Source organism: Thermohalobaculum sediminis, from assembly GCF_023487995.1.
Classification (GTDB): Bacteria; Pseudomonadota; Alphaproteobacteria; order Rhodobacterales; family Rhodobacteraceae; genus Thermohalobaculum; species Thermohalobaculum sediminis.
Window position 1 is genome coordinate 53,134 of sequence record NZ_JAMFKN010000008.1, and the last position, 16,672, is coordinate 69,805.

17 protein-coding genes are annotated in these 16,672 nt (G+C 70.0%); 15 read left to right on the forward strand and 2 right to left on the reverse strand.

Translation table 11 applies throughout. The features are described from left to right. Window positions 1–64 precede the first annotated feature (64 nt). The 15 genes from M1105_RS15465 (at window position 65) to M1105_RS15535 (ending at window position 15,170) form a co-directional block, all read left to right on the forward strand. On the forward strand, window positions 65–2,245 hold the full coding sequence (locus M1105_RS15465; RefSeq protein ID WP_249581277.1) for a NosR/NirI family protein: 2,181 nt from the start codon (window positions 65–67) through the stop codon (window positions 2,243–2,245). Further along, complete coding sequence (gene nosZ / locus M1105_RS15470) at window positions 2,238–4,139, forward strand: TAT-dependent nitrous-oxide reductase (RefSeq protein WP_249581278.1); 1,902 nt, start codon at window positions 2,238–2,240, stop codon at window positions 4,137–4,139. The genes M1105_RS15465 and nosZ overlap by 8 nt, the downstream gene beginning before the upstream one ends. 2 nt (window positions 4,140–4,141) lie before the next feature. Next, the gene (locus M1105_RS15475) at window positions 4,142–5,410 is read left to right on the forward strand and encodes a nitrous oxide reductase family maturation protein NosD (RefSeq protein WP_249581279.1); all 1,269 of its coding nucleotides are present in this window, start codon (window positions 4,142–4,144) and stop codon (window positions 5,408–5,410) included. Continuing rightward, window positions 5,400–6,299 carry an ABC transporter ATP-binding protein gene (locus M1105_RS15480; RefSeq protein WP_249581280.1) on the forward strand — a complete coding sequence of 300 codons (900 nt, stop codon included), beginning with the start codon at window positions 5,400–5,402 and terminating at the stop codon, window positions 6,297–6,299. The genes M1105_RS15475 and M1105_RS15480 overlap by 11 nt, the downstream gene beginning before the upstream one ends. Beyond that, window positions 6,299–7,120, forward strand: coding sequence for an ABC transporter permease (locus M1105_RS15485; protein ID WP_406600634.1), 822 nt, complete (start codon window positions 6,299–6,301; stop codon window positions 7,118–7,120). The genes M1105_RS15480 and M1105_RS15485 overlap by 1 nt, the downstream gene beginning before the upstream one ends. Beyond that, on the forward strand, window positions 7,117–7,623 hold the full coding sequence (locus tag M1105_RS15490) for a nitrous oxide reductase accessory protein NosL (RefSeq protein ID WP_249581282.1): 507 nt from the start codon (window positions 7,117–7,119) through the stop codon (window positions 7,621–7,623). Before M1105_RS15485 ends, M1105_RS15490 begins: the two co-directional genes overlap by 4 nt. A 1-nt stretch (window position 7,624) precedes the next feature. Further along, window positions 7,625–8,557 (forward strand): FAD:protein FMN transferase, encoded by a 933-nt coding sequence (locus M1105_RS15495; protein ID WP_249581283.1) that lies wholly within the window; start codon window positions 7,625–7,627, stop codon window positions 8,555–8,557. Between the two features lie 22 nt (window positions 8,558–8,579). Further along, window positions 8,580–8,963, forward strand: a complete 384-nt coding sequence (locus tag M1105_RS15500; protein ID WP_249581284.1) for a c-type cytochrome — start codon at window positions 8,580–8,582, stop codon at window positions 8,961–8,963. Window positions 8,964–8,967: 4 nt separating this feature from the next. Then, on the forward strand, window positions 8,968–9,492 hold the full coding sequence (locus tag M1105_RS15505) for a hypothetical protein (protein ID WP_249581285.1): 525 nt from the start codon (window positions 8,968–8,970) through the stop codon (window positions 9,490–9,492). Between the two features lie 103 nt (window positions 9,493–9,595). After that, a complete protein-coding gene (locus tag M1105_RS15510) occupies window positions 9,596–10,048 on the forward strand; it encodes a c-type cytochrome (protein WP_249581286.1) in 453 nt (150 codons plus the stop codon). A 10-nt stretch (window positions 10,049–10,058) separates the two neighbouring features. Further along, window positions 10,059–11,456 (forward strand): cbb3-type cytochrome c oxidase subunit I, encoded by a 1,398-nt coding sequence (locus tag M1105_RS15515; RefSeq protein ID WP_249581287.1) that lies wholly within the window; start codon window positions 10,059–10,061, stop codon window positions 11,454–11,456. Between the two features lie 5 nt (window positions 11,457–11,461). Continuing rightward, entirely contained in the window at window positions 11,462–12,265 is an 804-nt protein-coding gene (locus M1105_RS15520) for a CbbQ/NirQ/NorQ/GpvN family protein (RefSeq protein ID WP_406600630.1), read from the forward strand. 9 nt (window positions 12,266–12,274) lie between these two features. Beyond that, complete coding sequence (locus M1105_RS15525) at window positions 12,275–14,347, forward strand: nitric oxide reductase activation protein NorD (RefSeq protein WP_249581288.1); 2,073 nt, start codon at window positions 12,275–12,277, stop codon at window positions 14,345–14,347. After that, window positions 14,344–14,901: a cytochrome c oxidase subunit 3 family protein gene (locus M1105_RS15530; RefSeq protein ID WP_249581289.1), complete on the forward strand. Its 558-nt coding sequence runs from the start codon at window positions 14,344–14,346 to the stop codon at window positions 14,899–14,901. Before M1105_RS15525 ends, M1105_RS15530 begins: the two co-directional genes overlap by 4 nt. Continuing rightward, window positions 14,898–15,170 (forward strand): cytochrome C oxidase subunit IV family protein, encoded by a 273-nt coding sequence (locus M1105_RS15535; protein ID WP_249581290.1) that lies wholly within the window; start codon window positions 14,898–14,900, stop codon window positions 15,168–15,170. Before M1105_RS15530 ends, M1105_RS15535 begins: the two co-directional genes overlap by 4 nt. 85 nt (window positions 15,171–15,255) lie before the next feature. Here M1105_RS15535 and M1105_RS15540 read toward each other — a convergent pair whose 3' ends face one another. Both M1105_RS15540 and M1105_RS15545 read right to left on the reverse strand, forming a co-directional pair. Then, a complete protein-coding gene (locus M1105_RS15540) occupies window positions 15,256–15,831 on the reverse strand; it encodes a DUF4202 domain-containing protein (RefSeq protein ID WP_249581291.1) in 576 nt (191 codons plus the stop codon). Further along, entirely contained in the window at window positions 15,828–16,535 is a 708-nt protein-coding gene (locus M1105_RS15545; RefSeq protein ID WP_249581292.1) for a Crp/Fnr family transcriptional regulator, read from the reverse strand. Before M1105_RS15545 ends, M1105_RS15540 begins: the two co-directional genes overlap by 4 nt. Window positions 16,536–16,672: the final 137 nt, after the last annotated feature.

Below are 16,672 nucleotides of genomic sequence, written 5' to 3' on the forward strand. Positions count from 1 at the left end.
ACAATAGTCAAGGAGCCAGCCCGCCCCATCCCGCAGCTTCCCCCCGACACGCCGGAGGACGACAATGCGGACGAGACTGCGACTGCAAGCGGCCCTGATCGCGCTGGCGTTCAGTCTCGTCGTCGTAGGGGTGCTCGCACCCTTTCGCGCCGATGCGGCGGACCTGCCGCGGCTGCTTGCGCGCGTGAGCCCCGGCGAGCTGGCCGAGGGCGCGACCGCCTTCGGCCCGCTGCGCGAGGACGTCCCCGTCGCCCCGGTGCTCAGGGACGGCGAAACCGTGGCCTGGGCCTTCCTCACCTCGGATTTCGTTGGCACCACGGGGTATTCCGGCAAGCCGATTCACGTGATCGCCGCGATCTCGCCCGACGCCGTGCTGACCGGCGTGCGACTGGTCGAGCATTCCGAGCCGATCGTGCTGATCGGCATTCCCGACGCGAAGATGCGCGGCCTGACCGAGGGCTATGCCGGGCTCGACCTCAAGGCCGAGGCGGCAGCGGGCGGCTCGGCGCACGATCTCGACATCATCTCGGGCGCGACCGTCACGGTGATGGTGATCGACGATTCGATCGTGCGCGCGGGGCTGAGGGTCGCGCGGGCGCTCGGCCTCGGCGGGCTTGCGCCCGCGGCCGAGGCGGCGGGACCGCAGCGCGAGCTCGACATGACGCGCGAAGCGACGTCCGGCTGGGCGACGCTGGCGGGCGACGGCTCGGTGCGCGCGCTCTCCCTCGACGTGGGCCAGATCAACGCGGCGTTCGAGGCCACCGGCGACGACCGCGCCATCGCCCGGCCCGAGCTGGGCGCGCCGACCGACACCTTCATCGAGATGGCGGCGGCCCTGGTCAGCGCGCCCGAGATCGGCCTGAGCCTGCTGGGGCCCGCCGAGTACCGCAACCTGATCGGCTGGCTGGCCGAGGGCGAGCACGCGATCGTGGTGATGGGGCGAGGGCGCTATTCCTTCAAGGGCTCGGGCTATGTGCGGGGTGGCATCTTCGACCGCATCCAGTTGATCCAGGGCGACCGGTCGGTGCGCTTCTTCGACCGCCAGCACCGCCGCCTGGGCGAACTCGCGGCCGAGGGCGCGCCCAGCTTCACCGAGATCGACGTCTTCAAGATCCCCGCCGATGCGGGCTTCGACCCCGCCGAACCGTGGCGGCTGCAACTGCTGGTGCAGCGCGCGGTCGGCGCGGTGGAAAAGACCTTCCTCACCTTCGACCTGGGCTACCGGCTGCCCGAGCGGCACCTCGTTCCCCTGCCCGCGCCCAGCGCGCCCGACCTCGCGGCCGAGGAGGCCGCCGCCAAGGCCGCGCTGTGGCAGCGCATCTGGCGCGACCGGCAGGTCGAGATCGGCATCCTCGCCGCCATGCTCGCGGTGCTGACCGGCGGCTTCTTCTTCCAGCGCCAGCTCACCCGTAACGAGAATGTGCTGTTCTGGTTCCGCATGGGGTTCCTGACGGTCACGCTGTTCTTCCTTGGCTGGTATGCGAATGCGCAGCTCTCGGTCGTGAACCTGATGGCGCTCGCGGGCGCGCTCAGGTCGGGCTTCACCTGGGACGCCTTCCTGCTCGATCCGCTGGTGTTCATCCTGTGGTTCTCGGTCGCGGCGGCGATGATCTTCTGGGGCCGCGGGGCCTATTGCGGCTGGCTCTGCCCCTTCGGCGCGCTGCAGGAGCTGACGAACCGCGTCGCGCGCTGGCTGAGAGTGCCGCAGATCACGCTGCCCTGGGGGCTGCACGAGCGGCTGTGGCCGATCAAGTACATGATCTTCCTCGGGCTCTTCGGGGTCTCGCTCGCCTCGATCCCGCTGGCCGAGCAGTATGCCGAGGTCGAGCCCTTCAAGACCGCGATCATCCTAAAGTTCCAGCGCGCCTGGCCTTTCGTGGCCTTCGCCGTGGGCCTCCTGGTGATCGGGCTGTTCGTCGAGCGCTTCTACTGCCGCTACCTCTGCCCGCTGGGCGCGGCGCTGGCTATCCCGGCCCGGATGCGGATGTTCGACTGGCTCAAGCGCTACCACGAATGCGGCCATCCCTGCCAGACGTGCCGCAACGAATGCCCCGTCCAGGCGATCCACCCGACGGGCGAGATCAACCCCAACGAATGCGTCAACTGCCTGCACTGCCAGGTGCTTTACCAGTCCGAGGCGAAATGCCCGGTGGTCATCCGGCAGCTCAAGCGGCGCGAGGCCATCGCCCGCTCACCCGCCACGCCTGCCCCCAAATCCCAAGCGAAGGAGAACGCCCATGTCTGACAGCACGAAACCCTGGGGCCTGACGCGCCGCGACCTGCTCGGCGCCTCGGCCAGCGGCGCGCTCCTCGCGGGCGCGGCGGGCACCGCCTATGTCGCCAGCAGCGAGCCCGCCCGCGCCGCCGGCGTCAACCTCGCCCCCGGCGAGCTGGACGAGTATTACGGCTTCTGGTCCTCGGGCCAGACGGGCGAGCTGCGCATCCTCGGCATCCCCTCGATGCGGGAACTCATGCGCGTGCCGGTGTTCAACCGCTGCTCGGCCACCGGCTGGGGCCAGACCAACGAGAGCCTGCAGATCCTCACCGAGGGCCTGACCGAGGATACCAAGGCTTACCTCGCCGCACAGGGCAAGCGGACCTACGACAACGGCGACCTGCATCACCCGCACATGTCGTTCACCGACGGCACCTATGACGGGCGCTACCTGTTCATGAACGACAAGGCGAACACCCGCGTCGCCCGCGTGCGCTGCGACGTGATGAAGTGCGACAAGATCATCGAGATCCCGAACGCCCACGACATCCACGGCATGCGGCCGCAGAAATACCCGCGCACCGGCTATGTCTTCGCCAATGGCGAGCACGAGGCGCCGCTGGTCAACGACGGCAAGATCCTCGACGATCCGTCGCAATACGTGAACATCTTCACCGCAATCGACGGCGACGAGATGAAGGTGGCGTGGCAGGTGATCGTCTCGGGCAACCTCGACAACACCGACTGCGACTACCAGGGCAAGTATGCCTTCTCGACCAGCTACAACTCGGAGATGGGCATGAACCTCGCCGAGATGACGGCCTCCGAGCTCGACCACGTGGTCGTGTTCAATCTAAAGGAGATCGAGGCCGGCATCGCCGCGGGCGACTACCAGGAGCTGAACGGCGTCAAGGTGATCGACGGGCGCAAGGGCTCGAACAAGAATTACACCCGCTACATCCCGATCCCGAACAGCCCGCACGGGGTCAACACCGCGCCCGACAAGAAGCACGTGGTGATCAACGGCAAGCTGTCGCCCACCGTCTCGGTGATCGACGTGACCAAGGTGGATGCGCTGTTCGAGTCGGACGCCGACCCGCGCTCGGCCATCGTGGCCGAGCCGCAGCTGGGCCTCGGGCCGCTCCACACCGCCTATGACGGGCAGGGCAACGCCTTCACCACGCTGTTCCTCGACAGCCAGGTGGTGAAGTGGAACATCGACAAGGCGGTGCGCGCCTATGCCGGCGAGAACGTCGACCCGATCATCTCGAAGGTCGATGTCCACTACCAGCCGGGCCACAACTCGACGACCATGGGCGAGACCGCCGAGGCCGACGGCAAGTGGCTGATCTCGATGAACAAGTTCTCGAAGGACCGCTTCCTCAACGTGGGTCCGCTGAAGCCCGAGAACGAGCAGCTCATCAACATCGCGTCGGACGAGATGAAGGTGGTCCACGACGGCCCCACCTTTGCCGAGCCGCACGACTCGATCCTGGTCCACCGCTCCAAGGTCAACCCGCGCACGGTCTGGGACCGCAACGACCCGATGTGGGAGGCGGCGCGCCAGCAGGCGGCGGCCGACGGCGTCGATCTCGACTGGGGCGCCGACGTGATCCGCGACGGCAACAAGGTGCGGGTCTACATGCACTCGGTCGCGCCGAACTTCAGCCTCGAGAAGTTCACCGTGACCCAGGGCGACGAGGTGACGATCTATGTCACCAACATGGACGACATCGACGACCTGACGCACGGCTTCACCCTGTCGAACTTCGGCGTCGCGATGGAGGTCGGGCCGCAGGCCACCTCGTCGGTGACCTTCGTCGCCGAGCGGCCGGGCGTGCACTGGTTCTACTGCCAGTGGTTCTGCCACGCGCTCCACATGGAGATGCGCGGCCGGATGCTGGTCGAGCCGCGGGCGACCTGACGATGCCGCTGCGTGCCCTGTTCGTGCTGGCCTGCCTGATCGCCGCCGCGCCCGCCGCGGCGGGGGTGCGGGACGTGCCGGCCGGGCATGGCGCGCTCGCGGATGCCGTGGCCGAGGCGCAGGCGGGCGACGTCCTGCGCCTCGGCCCCGGCACGCATCGGGGGCAGGTCACGCTCGACCGGCCCCTGACCCTCGACTGCCTGCCCGGCGCCGTGATCGATGGCGGCGGGCAGGGCTCGGTCCTCACCATTACCGGCCCCGACGTCACCGTGCGCGGCTGCGCCATCACCGGCTCGGGTCGCTCGCATCAGACCATCGATAGCGGCGTGCGGCTGCTCGAGGGCGCCGACGGCGCGCTGATCGAGGGCAACCGCCTGACCGGCAACCTCTACGGCGTCGACATCCATGGCGCGCGCGACGCCCGCGTCGCGGGCAACGTGATCGAGGGTGGGCAGGAGCGCCACGTCAACCAGCGCGGCAACGGCGTCTATGTCTGGAACGCGCCGGGCGCGGTGGTCGAGGGCAACGACATCCGCTGGGGCCGCGACGGCATCTTCGTCAACACCTCGAAGCGAAACACCTTCCGGGGCAACCGCTTCCGCGACCTGCGCTTTGCCGTCCACTACATGTATGCCAACGATTCGGAGGTTTCGGGCAATCTCTCGGTCGGCAACGACCTCGGATACGCGGTGATGTTCTCGAAGAACGTGCGGATCACGGGCAACGCCTCGATCGGCGACCGCGAGCACGGCATCATGCTGAACTACGCCAACGACTCGGTCATCGAGGGCAACCTCGTGCGCGACGGCGAGGGCAAGTGCCTGTTCATCTACAACGCCCACCGCAACCGGGTGACCGGCAACCGCTTCGAGCGCTGCGACATCGGCGTCCACTTCACCGCCGGCTCCGAGCGCAACGCGATGGCCGGCAACGCCTTCGTCGGCAACCGCACGCAGGTGAAGTACGTGGGCTCGAAATGGGTCGAGTGGAGCGCCGGGGGCCGCGGCAACCACTGGAGCGACTTCGCCGCCTTCGACCTCGACGGCGACGGGGTGGCGGACGCGCCCTACCGGCCGAACGACAGCATGGACCACGTGATCTGGACCCAGCCCGCCGCCAAGCTGCTGCTTGGGGCCCCGGCGGTCCAACTGGTAAGGTGGGCCCAGCAGGCATTCCCGGCGCTGCTGCCGGGCGGCGTGATCGACAGCCGCCCCCTGATGCGCGCGCCCGAACCCGCGGTCCCGGACTGGGAGACCCGACATGACGGATGACATTCTCGTCGTCGAGAACCTCGCCAAGCGCCACGGCGCGGTCGAGGCGTTGACGGATGTCAGCCTGAGCCTCGCGCCCGGCCAGCGTCTGGCACTGCTCGGCCACAACGGCGCCGGCAAGACGACGCTGATCAAGCTGGCGCTGGGCCTGATCGCGCCCACGGGCGGGCGCATCACGGTCGCGGGCGCGCGGCCCGGCACTCATGCCGCGCGCGCCGCCACCGCCTACCTGCCCGAATCGGTGGCCTTCCATCCGGCGCTGACCGGGCGCGAGCAACTGGCCCTGTTCGTCCGGCTCGCCGGCGAGCCCACCCGCGTCTGCGGCCCGTTGCTCGAGCGCGTGGGCCTCGCCCATGCCGCCGACCGGCGCATCAGGACCTATTCCAAGGGCATGCGCCAGCGCCTCGGCATCGCGCAGGCGATGCTGGGCCGGCCCCGGCTCGCGCTTCTGGACGAACCCGCAAGCGGCCTCGACCCGGTCTCGCGCCACGACCTCTACGCGCTGATCGACGGGCTGGCGCGCGAGGGCACCGCCGTGCTGATCGCGAGCCACGCGCTGACCGAGGTCGAGGCCCGTACCGATCGCATCGCGATCCTGTCGGCCGGGCGGCTGGTCGCGCACGACACGCTTGCGGGCCTGCGCGCGCGCGCCGCCATGCCGATCCGCCTGCGCCTCACGGCCCGAGACGGCGCGGCCGACGAGGTGCAGGCGCGACTCGGCGGCGAGCGCATCAATGGCGCGGCGGTCGAGATCCTGTGTGCCCCGCAGGAGAAGATGGACACGCTGGGCCGCATCGCGGCGCTTGGGCCGCTGGTCGCCGATCTCGACGTGACGCCGCCCGGGCTCGAGGCGCTCTACCGCCATTATTCCGGGGAGGACCGGACATGATCCGCCGCATCCTCGCCATCGCGGGCATCGAGGCGTGCATCGCGATGCGCAACCGCTGGGTGCTGACCGCGACCGCCATCATGCTGATGTTCGCGCTGGCGCTGACCTTCGCGGGTTCGGCGCCGACCGGCTCGCTGGGGGTTGACCTGCTCACTGTCTCGGTCGCCTCGATGACAACGCTCTCGGTCTATCTCGCGCCCCTGCTCGCGCTCATGCTCGCCTTCGACGCGCTCGCGGGCGAGGCCGAGCGCGGGGGCCTCGCGCTGATCCTCAGCTACCCGGTCTCGCGGGGCGAGATCCTCGCGGGCAAGGGCCTCGCGCATCTCGGCGTGCTGGCCTTCGCCATGACCGCGGGCTTCGGTGCGGCGGGGGGGGCGGCGGCGATGGCGGGCGGCGCGGGGAACGACAGCCTGATGGCGCTCGCCCGCCTGATCGGCTCGTCGATCCTGCTCGGCGCGGTGTTCCTCGCGCTCGGCTACGCGGTCTCGGCGCTCGCGGGAAGTTCGGCGGGCGCGGCGGCGATGGCGGCCGGGCTGTGGCTGCTGGCCGTGGTGCTCTACGATCTCGGGCTCCTCGGCGCCGTGGTCTGGAGCGGCGACGGCGCCTTCACGCGCGAGGTCTTCCCCTGGATGCTGGCCGCCAACCCCGCCGACGCCTTCCGCCTCTGGAACGTCGCGGCGTCCGAGGGCGTGGCGCTAGCCAGCGGCATGGGGGGCGCGGCCGCCGCGCTGCCCGGCTGGGCCGCGCCCATCTCGCTGATCCTGTGGCCGCTCGCGGCCTTGGGCCTCGCCCGCGCGGCCTTCGGGAGGATGGAGCCGTGAAACGCGCCCTTTTCGCCCTGATGCTGCTGGCCGCCTGCCGCGAGGAAGCGGCCGAGGCTCCCGCCCCAGTCGCGTTCGACGCCGGCACCACCGGGCATTTCTGCATGATGGTGCTGGCCGACCATGGCGGGCCCAAGGCGCAGATCCATCTCGAGGGCTACCCCGCGCCGCTGTTCTTCAGCCAGGTGCGCGACGCGCTGGCCTATCTGCGCGGCCCCGAACGCGAGGCCCGGGTGCTTGCGGTCTATGTCAACGACATGGCCCGCGCGCCAAGCTGGGAGAACCCCGGGGCCGAGAACTGGATCGCCGCCGAGGATGCCCGCTTCGTCGTCGGCGCCGACGTGCTGGGGGGCATGGGCGCGCCCGAGATCGCGCCATTCGGCGATGTCGAGGCCGCCGCCCGCTTCGCCGCGAAGCATGGCGGCGCGCCGATGGCGCTGGCCGACATCCCGGACGACGCCGTGCTCGCGCCCGTCGAGATCACCCTGCCAGGGAGCGACTGAGATGACCCCCCGCCCCACCCGCCGCCGGTTCCTGACCATCGCCGCCGCGGCCGCGGCCCTGCCCGGCGCGGCCTTGTCCACGACACCCGCCTTCCGCTGGCGCGGCACCGCGCTGGGCGCCGAAGCCTCGCTCACGCTGGTGGGCGTGGACGGCGCGCGTGCCGAGCGGCTCGCGCGCGGCATCGAGGCCGAGATCCTGCGGCTCGAGGACATCTTCAGCCTCTACCGCCCGGGCTCGGCGCTCTCGAGGCTGAACCGCGACGGCGGCCTCGAGATGCCTCCGCCGGAACTCGTCGAGCTGCTCGGGCTCTGCGGCGCGATCCACGACGCGACCGGCGGGGCCTTCGACCCTACGGTGCAGCCGCTCTGGACGCGCCACGCCGGCGCGGCCGCCGAGGGCCGCGCGGCAACCGCGATCGAGATCGCGCAGGCCCGTGCGCTGACGGGCTGGGAGGGGATCGCGTTCGGCGCGGACCGCATTGCGCTTCGCCCCGGCATGGCGCTCACGCTCAACGGCATCGCGCAGGGTGCGATCGCCGACCGGGTGGCCGCGCGGCTGGCTGCCGAGGGGCTGACGGACGTGCTGGTCGACATGGGCGAGGTCGTGGGGCTGGGCCACCGCCCCGACGGCACGCCCTGGCAGGCCGGCATCGCCGACCCCGAGGGCGCGATCCTCGCCCGCGTGGGCCTCGGCGGCCGGGCGCTCGCCACCACCGCGCCGGGCGGCACGCTGATCGACCCCGGCCGCGGGCTCGGCCACATCCTCGATCCGCGCACCGGCGGCGCCGGGGCGCGCTGGCGCGTCGTGTCGGTCTCGGCCCGGCGCGCAGCGCTGGCTGACGGACTCTCGACCGGCCTTGCGTTGATGGAACGCGCGGCAATCGACCACGCGCTGGCCCGCTGGCCCGACGCTAAACTTGAACTCATCGTCTGATGCCAACCCGAAGGAGAAACGCATGAGACTCGCAAGCCCCGCCCTGCTGGCCCTTCTCGCCGCCCTCGTCGCAAGTCCCGCCCTGGCGGATGGCGATGCCGAAAAGGGCCAGAAGGTCTACAACAAGTGCAAGGCCTGCCACGCGGTCGGCGAAGGCGCGAAGAACAAGGTCGGGCCCGCGCTGAACGGCATCGTCGGCAAGGAGATCGCCTCGGCCGAGGGCTTCTCCTACTCGGACGCCTTCATGGCCAAGAAGGCCGAGGGCTTCACCTGGACCGAGGAGAACCTCGAGGCCTATCTCGAGAAGCCCAAGGATTTCATCCCGGGCAACAAGATGAGCTTCGCCGGCCTTAAGAAGGAGGACGAGCGGGAAGATGTCATCGCCTACCTCAAGACCTTCCAATAGGCGCATGGTCCGCGGCGGCGCCCGCCTCTCGGGCGCCGTCCTTGCGACCTGCCTCGGGCTTGCGATGCAGGCCGGGGCGCAGACGGGCGCCGCGCCACAGGACGCGGAGCCCGATTTCCACGCGATCTGGGAGGCGCGCTGCCTCTCCTGCCACGGCCATGCCGGCGCCTTCGCGCGCGAGCGGCTGACGCTCGAGGCCGGCGAGGTGCGCGGCCGCGGGGGGCGCGACCTGCGCCCGTTCCTCGCGCGCCATGGCGGCGGCCTGCCGCCCGATCAGGTTGAGCTCTTCCTCGACGTGCTCGCCCGGCAGCTCGCCTCGGGCGGCTTCTACGAGCGCGAGTGCCGCATCTGCCACGACAGCGCGCGCGAGCTTGCGCGCCTGCGCCTGGTGCTGCGCGACGGCCGCCTGATGGGCCGCTATTCGGGGCGCGAGATCGCCACCTTCCTGGTCGGCCACGGCCGGATGTCCGAGGCCGAGGCCGAGGCCATGACCGAAGCCCTTGCGGCGATCCTCAAGGGCGCACGCTGACCGGCCTGCGCGCTTCTGCCACCCCTTGACTTTCGTTAAGGCCCCGCCGCGCGCCCGCGCGCATGGTCCCGCCATCGCCAACCACTCCTGAAAGGAAGGCGCGATGCGCGAAGTCATGACCAAGTCGATGGCCCGTAACATTTTTTATGGCGGGTCGCTCTTCTTCATCGTCATCTTCGTCGGCCTGTCAGTCCACAGCCACAACTACATCGTGACGACATCGACCGACGCAGCCGGCCTGACGGAGGGCGTGGCGCGCGGCAAGCGCGTCTGGGAAGTCAATGCCTGCATCAACTGTCACACCCTGCATGGCGAGGGCGCCTACTTCGCCCCCGAAGTCGGCAACGTGATGACCCGCTGGGGCGTGCTCGACGATCCCGACGGCGCCTTCGACGTGCTGAAGGGCTGGATGGAAGCCCAGCCCACCGGCGTCGAGGGCCGCCGCCAGATGCCGCAGTTCAACCTGAGCGATCAGGAGATCCGCGATCTCACAGACTTCCTGCTGTGGACCGACAAGATGGACACGCAGAACTGGCCGCCGAACGACGCGGGCTGAGGAGACGACCATGAAATACCAGACACAGAGGATCGCGCAGGTCTACTTCACGGTGGCCCTCGCTCTCTTCGCCATCCAGGTCATTGGCGGGCTGCTGGCCGGCTGGATCTACGTGGCGCCGAACACGCTGTCCGAGCTCTTGCCCTTCAACATCGTGCGGATGCTGCACACCAACAGCCTCGTGGTATGGCTGATCCTGGGCTTCATGGGCGCGGCCTACTTCCTCATCCCCGAGGAGGCCGAGCGCGAGATCCACTCGCCCATGCTGGCCTATATCCAGCTTGCGATCCTCGTCCTCGGCACGCTCGGCGTCGTGGTGACCTATGTCTTCAACCTGTTCGAGGGCAACTGGCTGTTGGGCAAGGAGGGGCGCGAGTTCCTCGAGCAGCCGCTCTGGGTCAAGGTCGGCATCGTCGTGGCGGCGCTGATCTTCCTCTACAACGTCACCATGACGGTGCTGAAGGGGCGCAAGACGGCCATCACCAACGTGCTGCTGCTGGGCCTCTGGGGTCTCGCGCTCCTGTTCCTCTTCGCCTTCTACAACCCGCACAACCTCGGGCTCGACAAGATGTACTGGTGGTACGTCGTGCATCTGTGGGTCGAGGGGGTGTGGGAGCTGATCATGGCCTCGATCCTCGCCTATCTCATGCTCAAGCTGACGGGCGTCGACCGCGAGGTGGTCGAGAAGTGGCTCTACGTCATCGTCGCGACCGCGCTGTTCTCGGGCATCCTCGGCACTGGGCACCACTACTACTGGATCGGCACGCCCGGCTACTGGCAGTGGATCGGCTCGATCTTCTCGTCGCTCGAGGTGATCCCCTTCTTCGGCATGATGGCCTTCGCCTTCGTCATGGTGTGGAAGGGCCGGCGCGACCATCCGAACAAGGCGGCCCTGCTGTGGTCGCTCGGCTGCGCCACCCTCGCCTTCTTCGGCGCGGGCGTGTGGGGCTTCCTGCACACGCTGCACGGGGTAAACTACTACACCCACGGCACTCAGATCACGGCGGCGCACGGGCATCTGGCGTTCTTCGGCGCCTATGTCTGCCTCAACCTCGCGATCTTTACTTACGCCTTCCCGATCCTGAAGAACCGCGATCCCTACAACCAGGTGCTGAACATGGCCAGCTTCTGGCTGATGGCGGGCGGCATGACCTTCATGACCTTCGTGCTGACCTTTGCGGGCACGGTGCAGACGCACCTCCAGCGCGTGATGGGCGAGGGCTACATGGACACCCAGGACCAGATCGAGGTCTTCTACCTGATGCGCTTCGGCGCGGGCCTTGCGGTGGTGATCGGCGCGCTCCTGTTCATCTACGCGATCTTCGTGCCCCGGCGCGAGGTGATCGAGCCCGGCCCCGTCGAGCGCGAGCGCATCGAGCACGATCCCGATCACGTGGCGGCGGAGTGATGCAGATGGACGGATCCATGAACCTGAAGGGGGCCGAGGCCCCCTTCTATCTCGCCAAGGGCGACGAATGCGAGGTCTTCGCCGCCGCCCATGCCAACGGCCTGCCGCTGCTGCTGAAGGGCCCCACCGGCTGCGGCAAGACCCGCTTCGTCGCCCACATGGCGGCGCGGCTGGGGCGCCCGCTCCACACCGTGGCCTGCCATGACGACCTGTCGGCCGCCGATCTCATCGGGCGCTACCTGCTCAAGGGCGGCGAGACCGTCTGGGTGGACGGGCCGCTGACGCGCGCGGTGCGCGAGGGCGCGATCTGCTATCTCGACGAGGTGGTCGAGGCCCGCAAGGACGTGACCGTGGTGCTCCACCCGCTGACCGACGACCGGCGCATCCTGCCGATCGACCGCACCGGCGAGGAGCTCGAGGCCGCACCCGGCTTCATGCTGGTGGCCTCCTACAACCCCGGCTACCAGAACATCCTAAAGACGCTGAAGCCCTCGACCCGCCAGCGCTTCCTGTCGATCGAGTTCGACTTCCCCGCGCCCTCGCGCGAGACCGAGATCGTCGCGAACGAGAGCGGCCTCGACCGCGAGCGCGTGGCCCGCCTCGTGCGGCTCGCGGGCAAGCTCAGGGCCCTCAAGGGCCAGGACCTCGAGGAAGGCGTCTCGACGCGCCTCCTCGTCTATTGCGCTACGCTCATCCGGCAGGGAATGCCGGTCGAGCGCGCCATCCTCGCGGCGATGATCGAGCCGCTCACCGACGACGAGGATGTCAAACGCGGGCTCCTCGATCTCGTCACGGCCGTCTTCGGGTGAGGCGCGGCCATGACGGGTATCGACTTCGAGCCATGGGAACCCGAGGAAACCGTCGGGAAACTGTGGCACGCCTTCGCCAGCCGCCTGGATGCGCCCGAGGCGCATGAGGGAGCCGCGACCGATCTGAGCGAGATCGGCGGGCGGCTGGCCGTCTTCTTCCGCGGTCTCGGCGGCGCCCATGCCGTCGAGATCGTGCCCGTGCGCGCCGAGGCAAGCAGCCACCGCCTGAGCTGGCGCCGCAAGTTGGGCACGCCGCGCGAATACGTGGCCCGCGCCTCGTTCGACGGCGCCGCCCTTCGCCTGCCCGAGCGAATTGCGGCCTTCCCCGCGCGCGAGGCCAATGCCGCGCTCTATTTCTGGCTGACGGCGGCGGCGGCGCACGCGCCCGCGCCGGTCACCGACCCCGACCCGCTCAGGGCCGACCTCCTCGCGCTGCGCGCGATCCATGCCATGACGCGGGCGACGCTCGCCGCCTGTCCGGGCCTTGCGGGGCTCCACGCCGACCTCGCGCGCGCCTGCCTCGCCCAGCGCCGCGACCGCGTCCTGCCGCGCTGGGAAGCGGCCGTCGAGCAGGCCATCCGCGCGCTGCTGGCCGAGGCGGCGTCCGCGGGCCCCGCCACTCTCGCGCCGACTCGCGCCCCTGCCACATCCCCCCGCGGCCCCGGGTCGAGCCCTGGGCCTCGCTGGACGGCACCGGCTGAAGGAGGCCCCGGCTCGGAGGCCGGGTCAGCCGCGCCAGACACAACCGCCGCCGCCATCCTCGCCGCGATCCGCGCCGACAGCCCGGACCTTGCGCCCTTCCGCGCGCCCATGGGCTACCGCCCCTTCGAGCCCGTCCCCCTCTGGCCCGCCCTGCGCGCCACCGCCCCCAGCGAGGCCAGCGCCGAGGCCGGCGAGACCCCCGACGGCGCGCCGCAGGACGGCAAGGAGGGCACCCACCGCGCACGGCGCCGCAAGTCCGACCAGGCCGAGCGGCGCGACAGCCTGATCCTGCACAAGTTCGAGGCGATCCTGAGCTGGACCGAGTTCCTCAACCTCAACCGTCGCGTCGACGACGACGACCCCGACAGCGCCAAGAAGGCGCTCGACGACCAGGACGAGATCACGCTCGGCCAGGTCTCGAAGGCGCCAGCGACGCGGCTCAAGCTGCATCTCGACCTCGCGCCCGAGGACGTGGACCGCGAGCGGCTGTCGGGCAACCATCTCTACCCCGAATGGGACGCGCGCTCGGGCACCTACCTGCCCGCCCACGCCCGGGTTCTGGCCAGCCCCGCCGAGGCCCCGGCCGACGGCGCCACGCCGCTCGCCGACCCGCAGGCCGCGCGCCGCATCCGCGCGGTGCGGCGCCAGTTCGAGGCCCTGCGCCCGCGCCGCATCCCCCTGCCCGGCCAGCCCGACGGCGAGGATCTGGACATCGAGGCCGTGGTCCGCTCGGCCGCCGACATCCGTGCGACCGGCGAGGGAACCGACCGCATCTGGCGCGCGACGCGGCCGCAGGCGCGCGACCTCGCGGTGTCGATCCTGCTTGACGTGTCGCGCTCGACCGAGAGCGCGGTGACGGGCCGCGCCGTGATCGACATCGAGCGAGAGGCGCTGGCCGCGCTGGCCTGGGGGCTCGAAGCCTGCGGCGACGACTTCGCCATACACGCCTTCTCGTCGCTGAAGCGCGACCGGGTCTATGTGCTGGGCTGCAAGGAGTTCGACGAGCCGATGTCGGCCAAGGTAGAGGCTCGCATCGCGGGGCTCAGGCCCGGCTTCTACACCCGCCTCGGTGCCGCGATCCGCCATGTCTCGGCCGATCTCGCACGCCAGGCGCGGGCGCGGCGGCTCCTGCTGGTCATCACCGACGGCAAGCCCAATGACCTGGACCATTACGAGGGCCGCCACGGCATCGAGGACAGCCGGATGGCGATCCGCGAGGCCCGTCGCGCCGGCCACGCGGTCCATGGCGTGCTGGTCGATGCCAAGGGAAAGTCGTGGTTCCCGCGCATGTTCGGACAGGGCGGCTTCTCGATCGTGCCCCACCCCGACCGGCTGGGTGCCGCCCTGCCCGAGATCTACCGCCACCTGGTCGGGGCATGAGTGACACCGCCCGCGCCGACGCCTCCGGCACGCTGCCGGGCGACCTGATGATCTGGGTGCTGATCGTCAGCGAACTGCTGGTGTTCGGGGCGGCGCTCGGCGGGTTCATGGCGGTGCGTACCACCGATGCCGCGGGGTTTGCAGCGGCGCAGGACCATCTCGACCGCACGGCGGGCGCGCTCAACACCATCGTGCTCTTGACCTCGGGCCTGTTCGCAGCGCTGGCGTTGCGGGCCTGCGAGGTGGGCTCGCGCGGGCGCGCGCGCCTCTGGCTCGGCGCGGCGGCGGCTCTGGGCCTCGTATTCCTCTGGGTGAAGGGGCTCGAATACGCCGCCAAGGCGGCCCAGGGCATCGGCACCGAGACGCACCCCTTCTTCACCTTCTACTACCTCGTCACCGGATTTCACGCGGCGCATGTGGTGGCGGGGATCGTGATCCTCGGCCTCGTGTCCTGGCGCGACAACGTGGCGAACATCGAGAACGCGACCGCCTTCTGGCACATGGTCGATCTCGTCTGGGTGCTGATCTTCCCCGTGATCTACCTGCTGCGATGAGGGTCTGGGCCGACAATCCGCTGTGGCGCGCCTGGGGCGGCCTAATGGCGCTTGGCGCTCTTACCACGCTCGCGGCGGCGCGTGGCGGGCAGGTCGCGGCCCCGGTTCTGGGTGCGGCGATCCTCGCGCTTGCCTGGGCCAAGGCGCGCCTCATCCTCGGCCGCTATCTCGACCTCGACCGCGCGCCCGCATGGCGGCGCGGCTTCTCGGGCGTTATCGGGGCGTTCCTCGTGCTCCTCTACGGGATCTATCTCATCCCCGCAGTGTGACGCGCCGCCCGGGCGAGCTCACAGTTGGAGAACCGGTTCCATTTCAGTGGCTTGTCTATGGCTTCACTCGTGAAATCCTTGCCGCTCACCCCTCGAACGCGGCGGCCAGGTCCGCCGGAAGGTCGAATCCAGCCCGCACCCGGGCGCGCCCCTCGGCCGACATCTTACGCGCGGTCTTGGCGGCGATGCCCAGGACCTGACCGGGCTCGCGTCCTGCGGCAAAATCGGCGAAATACCAGCGCAGGAAGACCAGGCAGATCACATCCTCGAGGAGCTGGACCTCGGGGTCGCGCTTCAGCCCCTCCTTGCGCAGCATCCGGCCCACGCGCGCGCAGTCCTCAGCGCCATAGCCGGCCCCGGCCATGATCTCGCCGACCCGCCCGGCATGAAAGACCGCCTGGGCACGGCGCCACGCCAGATAGGCCTCGCGCCCCTCGGGATAGGAACTGCGCGGCATCCGCCAGCGCTCGATGTGCTGGCCGCGGGCCGCAATGCGCAACAGCTCGGGCGCCTCGGGCGCGATGCGGGCAAGCTCGGCCGACATGCGCTGGCCGTAAAGCAGCGCCGCCGGCCCCTCGGCCTCGCCATCCGGCACCATTTCGGGGTCGGCCGCATTAGCCGCGTCGATCGCCGCCAGAACCTCCGCAAGCCGCTCGCTCACAGCGCGTGCCCCCAGGCCGCGGCGCGGTCCTGCTCGACATAAGTCCTGAGCCGCTCGACGTCGCTGATCGCCGCATGGTTCTGGCTGATGGTGACGCCGGCCTCCTTCAGTCGGGCGAAGGCGCGTGACAGGCTCTCGGGCTTCATGCCCAGGCGCCCGGCGATCAAGACCTTCTCGTAGGGCAGGGTCACCGCGCAGGCGCCCTCGTCCACGGGGCAGAGGTCGAGCAGGAACTCTGCCACCCGCTGCGCCCCGGTCTGCGCCTTGAGCTGCTCGACCTGCGTGACCAGCGCATGGAGATGCCCGAAGGTCGCCGCCAACATGGCCGAGCAGAGCTCGGGCCGCTTCTCCATCATGTTGAGGATCGAACTCGCCCTGACCGCCAGAAGGCGGCAGTCGGTCACCGCCTCGGCCGCGACCGGGTAGACGCTGTTGCGGAAGGCTACCGCCTCGCCGAAGCTGCGGCCCTTGGTGAAGACGCCCACCACCGCCTCGGCCCCGTTCGGCGCAATGCGGTAGAGCTTCACCCACCCCGAGAGCACGATGTAGACGTTGTGGGCGGGCTCGCCCTGCAGGAAGATCGAGCTTCCCCGCTCGCGCGCCTGCACGTTCGCTTGCCTCAGGAGGAAGTCGGCGACATCAGCAGGCATGCTGTCGATCAGCACGGCGCGGCGGGCGATCTCCTGATCTTCGCGCGACAGCATCGGCTCCCTCCGAGTGGGTGTCCGGCCGGAACCTGCCGGATCGTACGGGCCGCGACCCTGACATGGATCAAAGTTTTCCGCCAATCGTGCATGTCGGCAAGGGAATCGTTGCAGCCTGCCGTCAGGGAAGCTACACC

Bases quoted from the DNA above. Each gene is read 5' to 3' on its own strand.
- M1105_RS15465 (WP_249581277.1), top strand. From the start codon at position 65: ATGCGGACGAGACTGCGACTGCAAGCGGCCCTGATCGCGCTGGCGTTC.
- nosZ (WP_249581278.1), top strand. From the start codon at position 2,238: ATGTCTGACAGCACGAAACCCTGGGGCCTGACGCGCCGCGACCTGCTC.
- M1105_RS15475 (WP_249581279.1), top strand. From the start codon at position 4,142: ATGCCGCTGCGTGCCCTGTTCGTGCTGGCCTGCCTGATCGCCGCCGCG.
- M1105_RS15480 (WP_249581280.1), top strand. From the start codon at position 5,400: ATGACGGATGACATTCTCGTCGTCGAGAACCTCGCCAAGCGCCACGGC.
- M1105_RS15495 (WP_249581283.1), top strand. From the start codon at position 7,625: ATGACCCCCCGCCCCACCCGCCGCCGGTTCCTGACCATCGCCGCCGCG.
- M1105_RS15500 (WP_249581284.1), top strand. From the start codon at position 8,580: ATGAGACTCGCAAGCCCCGCCCTGCTGGCCCTTCTCGCCGCCCTCGTC.
- M1105_RS15505 (WP_249581285.1), top strand. From the start codon at position 8,968: ATGGTCCGCGGCGGCGCCCGCCTCTCGGGCGCCGTCCTTGCGACCTGC.
- M1105_RS15510 (WP_249581286.1), top strand. From the start codon at position 9,596: ATGCGCGAAGTCATGACCAAGTCGATGGCCCGTAACATTTTTTATGGC.
- M1105_RS15515 (WP_249581287.1), top strand. From the start codon at position 10,059: ATGAAATACCAGACACAGAGGATCGCGCAGGTCTACTTCACGGTGGCC.
- M1105_RS15520 (WP_406600630.1), top strand. From the start codon at position 11,462: ATGGACGGATCCATGAACCTGAAGGGGGCCGAGGCCCCCTTCTATCTC.
- M1105_RS15525 (WP_249581288.1), top strand. From the start codon at position 12,275: ATGACGGGTATCGACTTCGAGCCATGGGAACCCGAGGAAACCGTCGGG.
- M1105_RS15530 (WP_249581289.1), top strand. From the start codon at position 14,344: ATGAGTGACACCGCCCGCGCCGACGCCTCCGGCACGCTGCCGGGCGAC.
- M1105_RS15535 (WP_249581290.1), top strand. From the start codon at position 14,898: ATGAGGGTCTGGGCCGACAATCCGCTGTGGCGCGCCTGGGGCGGCCTA.
- M1105_RS15545 (WP_249581292.1), bottom strand. From the start codon at position 16,535: ATGCTGTCGCGCGAAGATCAGGAGATCGCCCGCCGCGCCGTGCTGATC.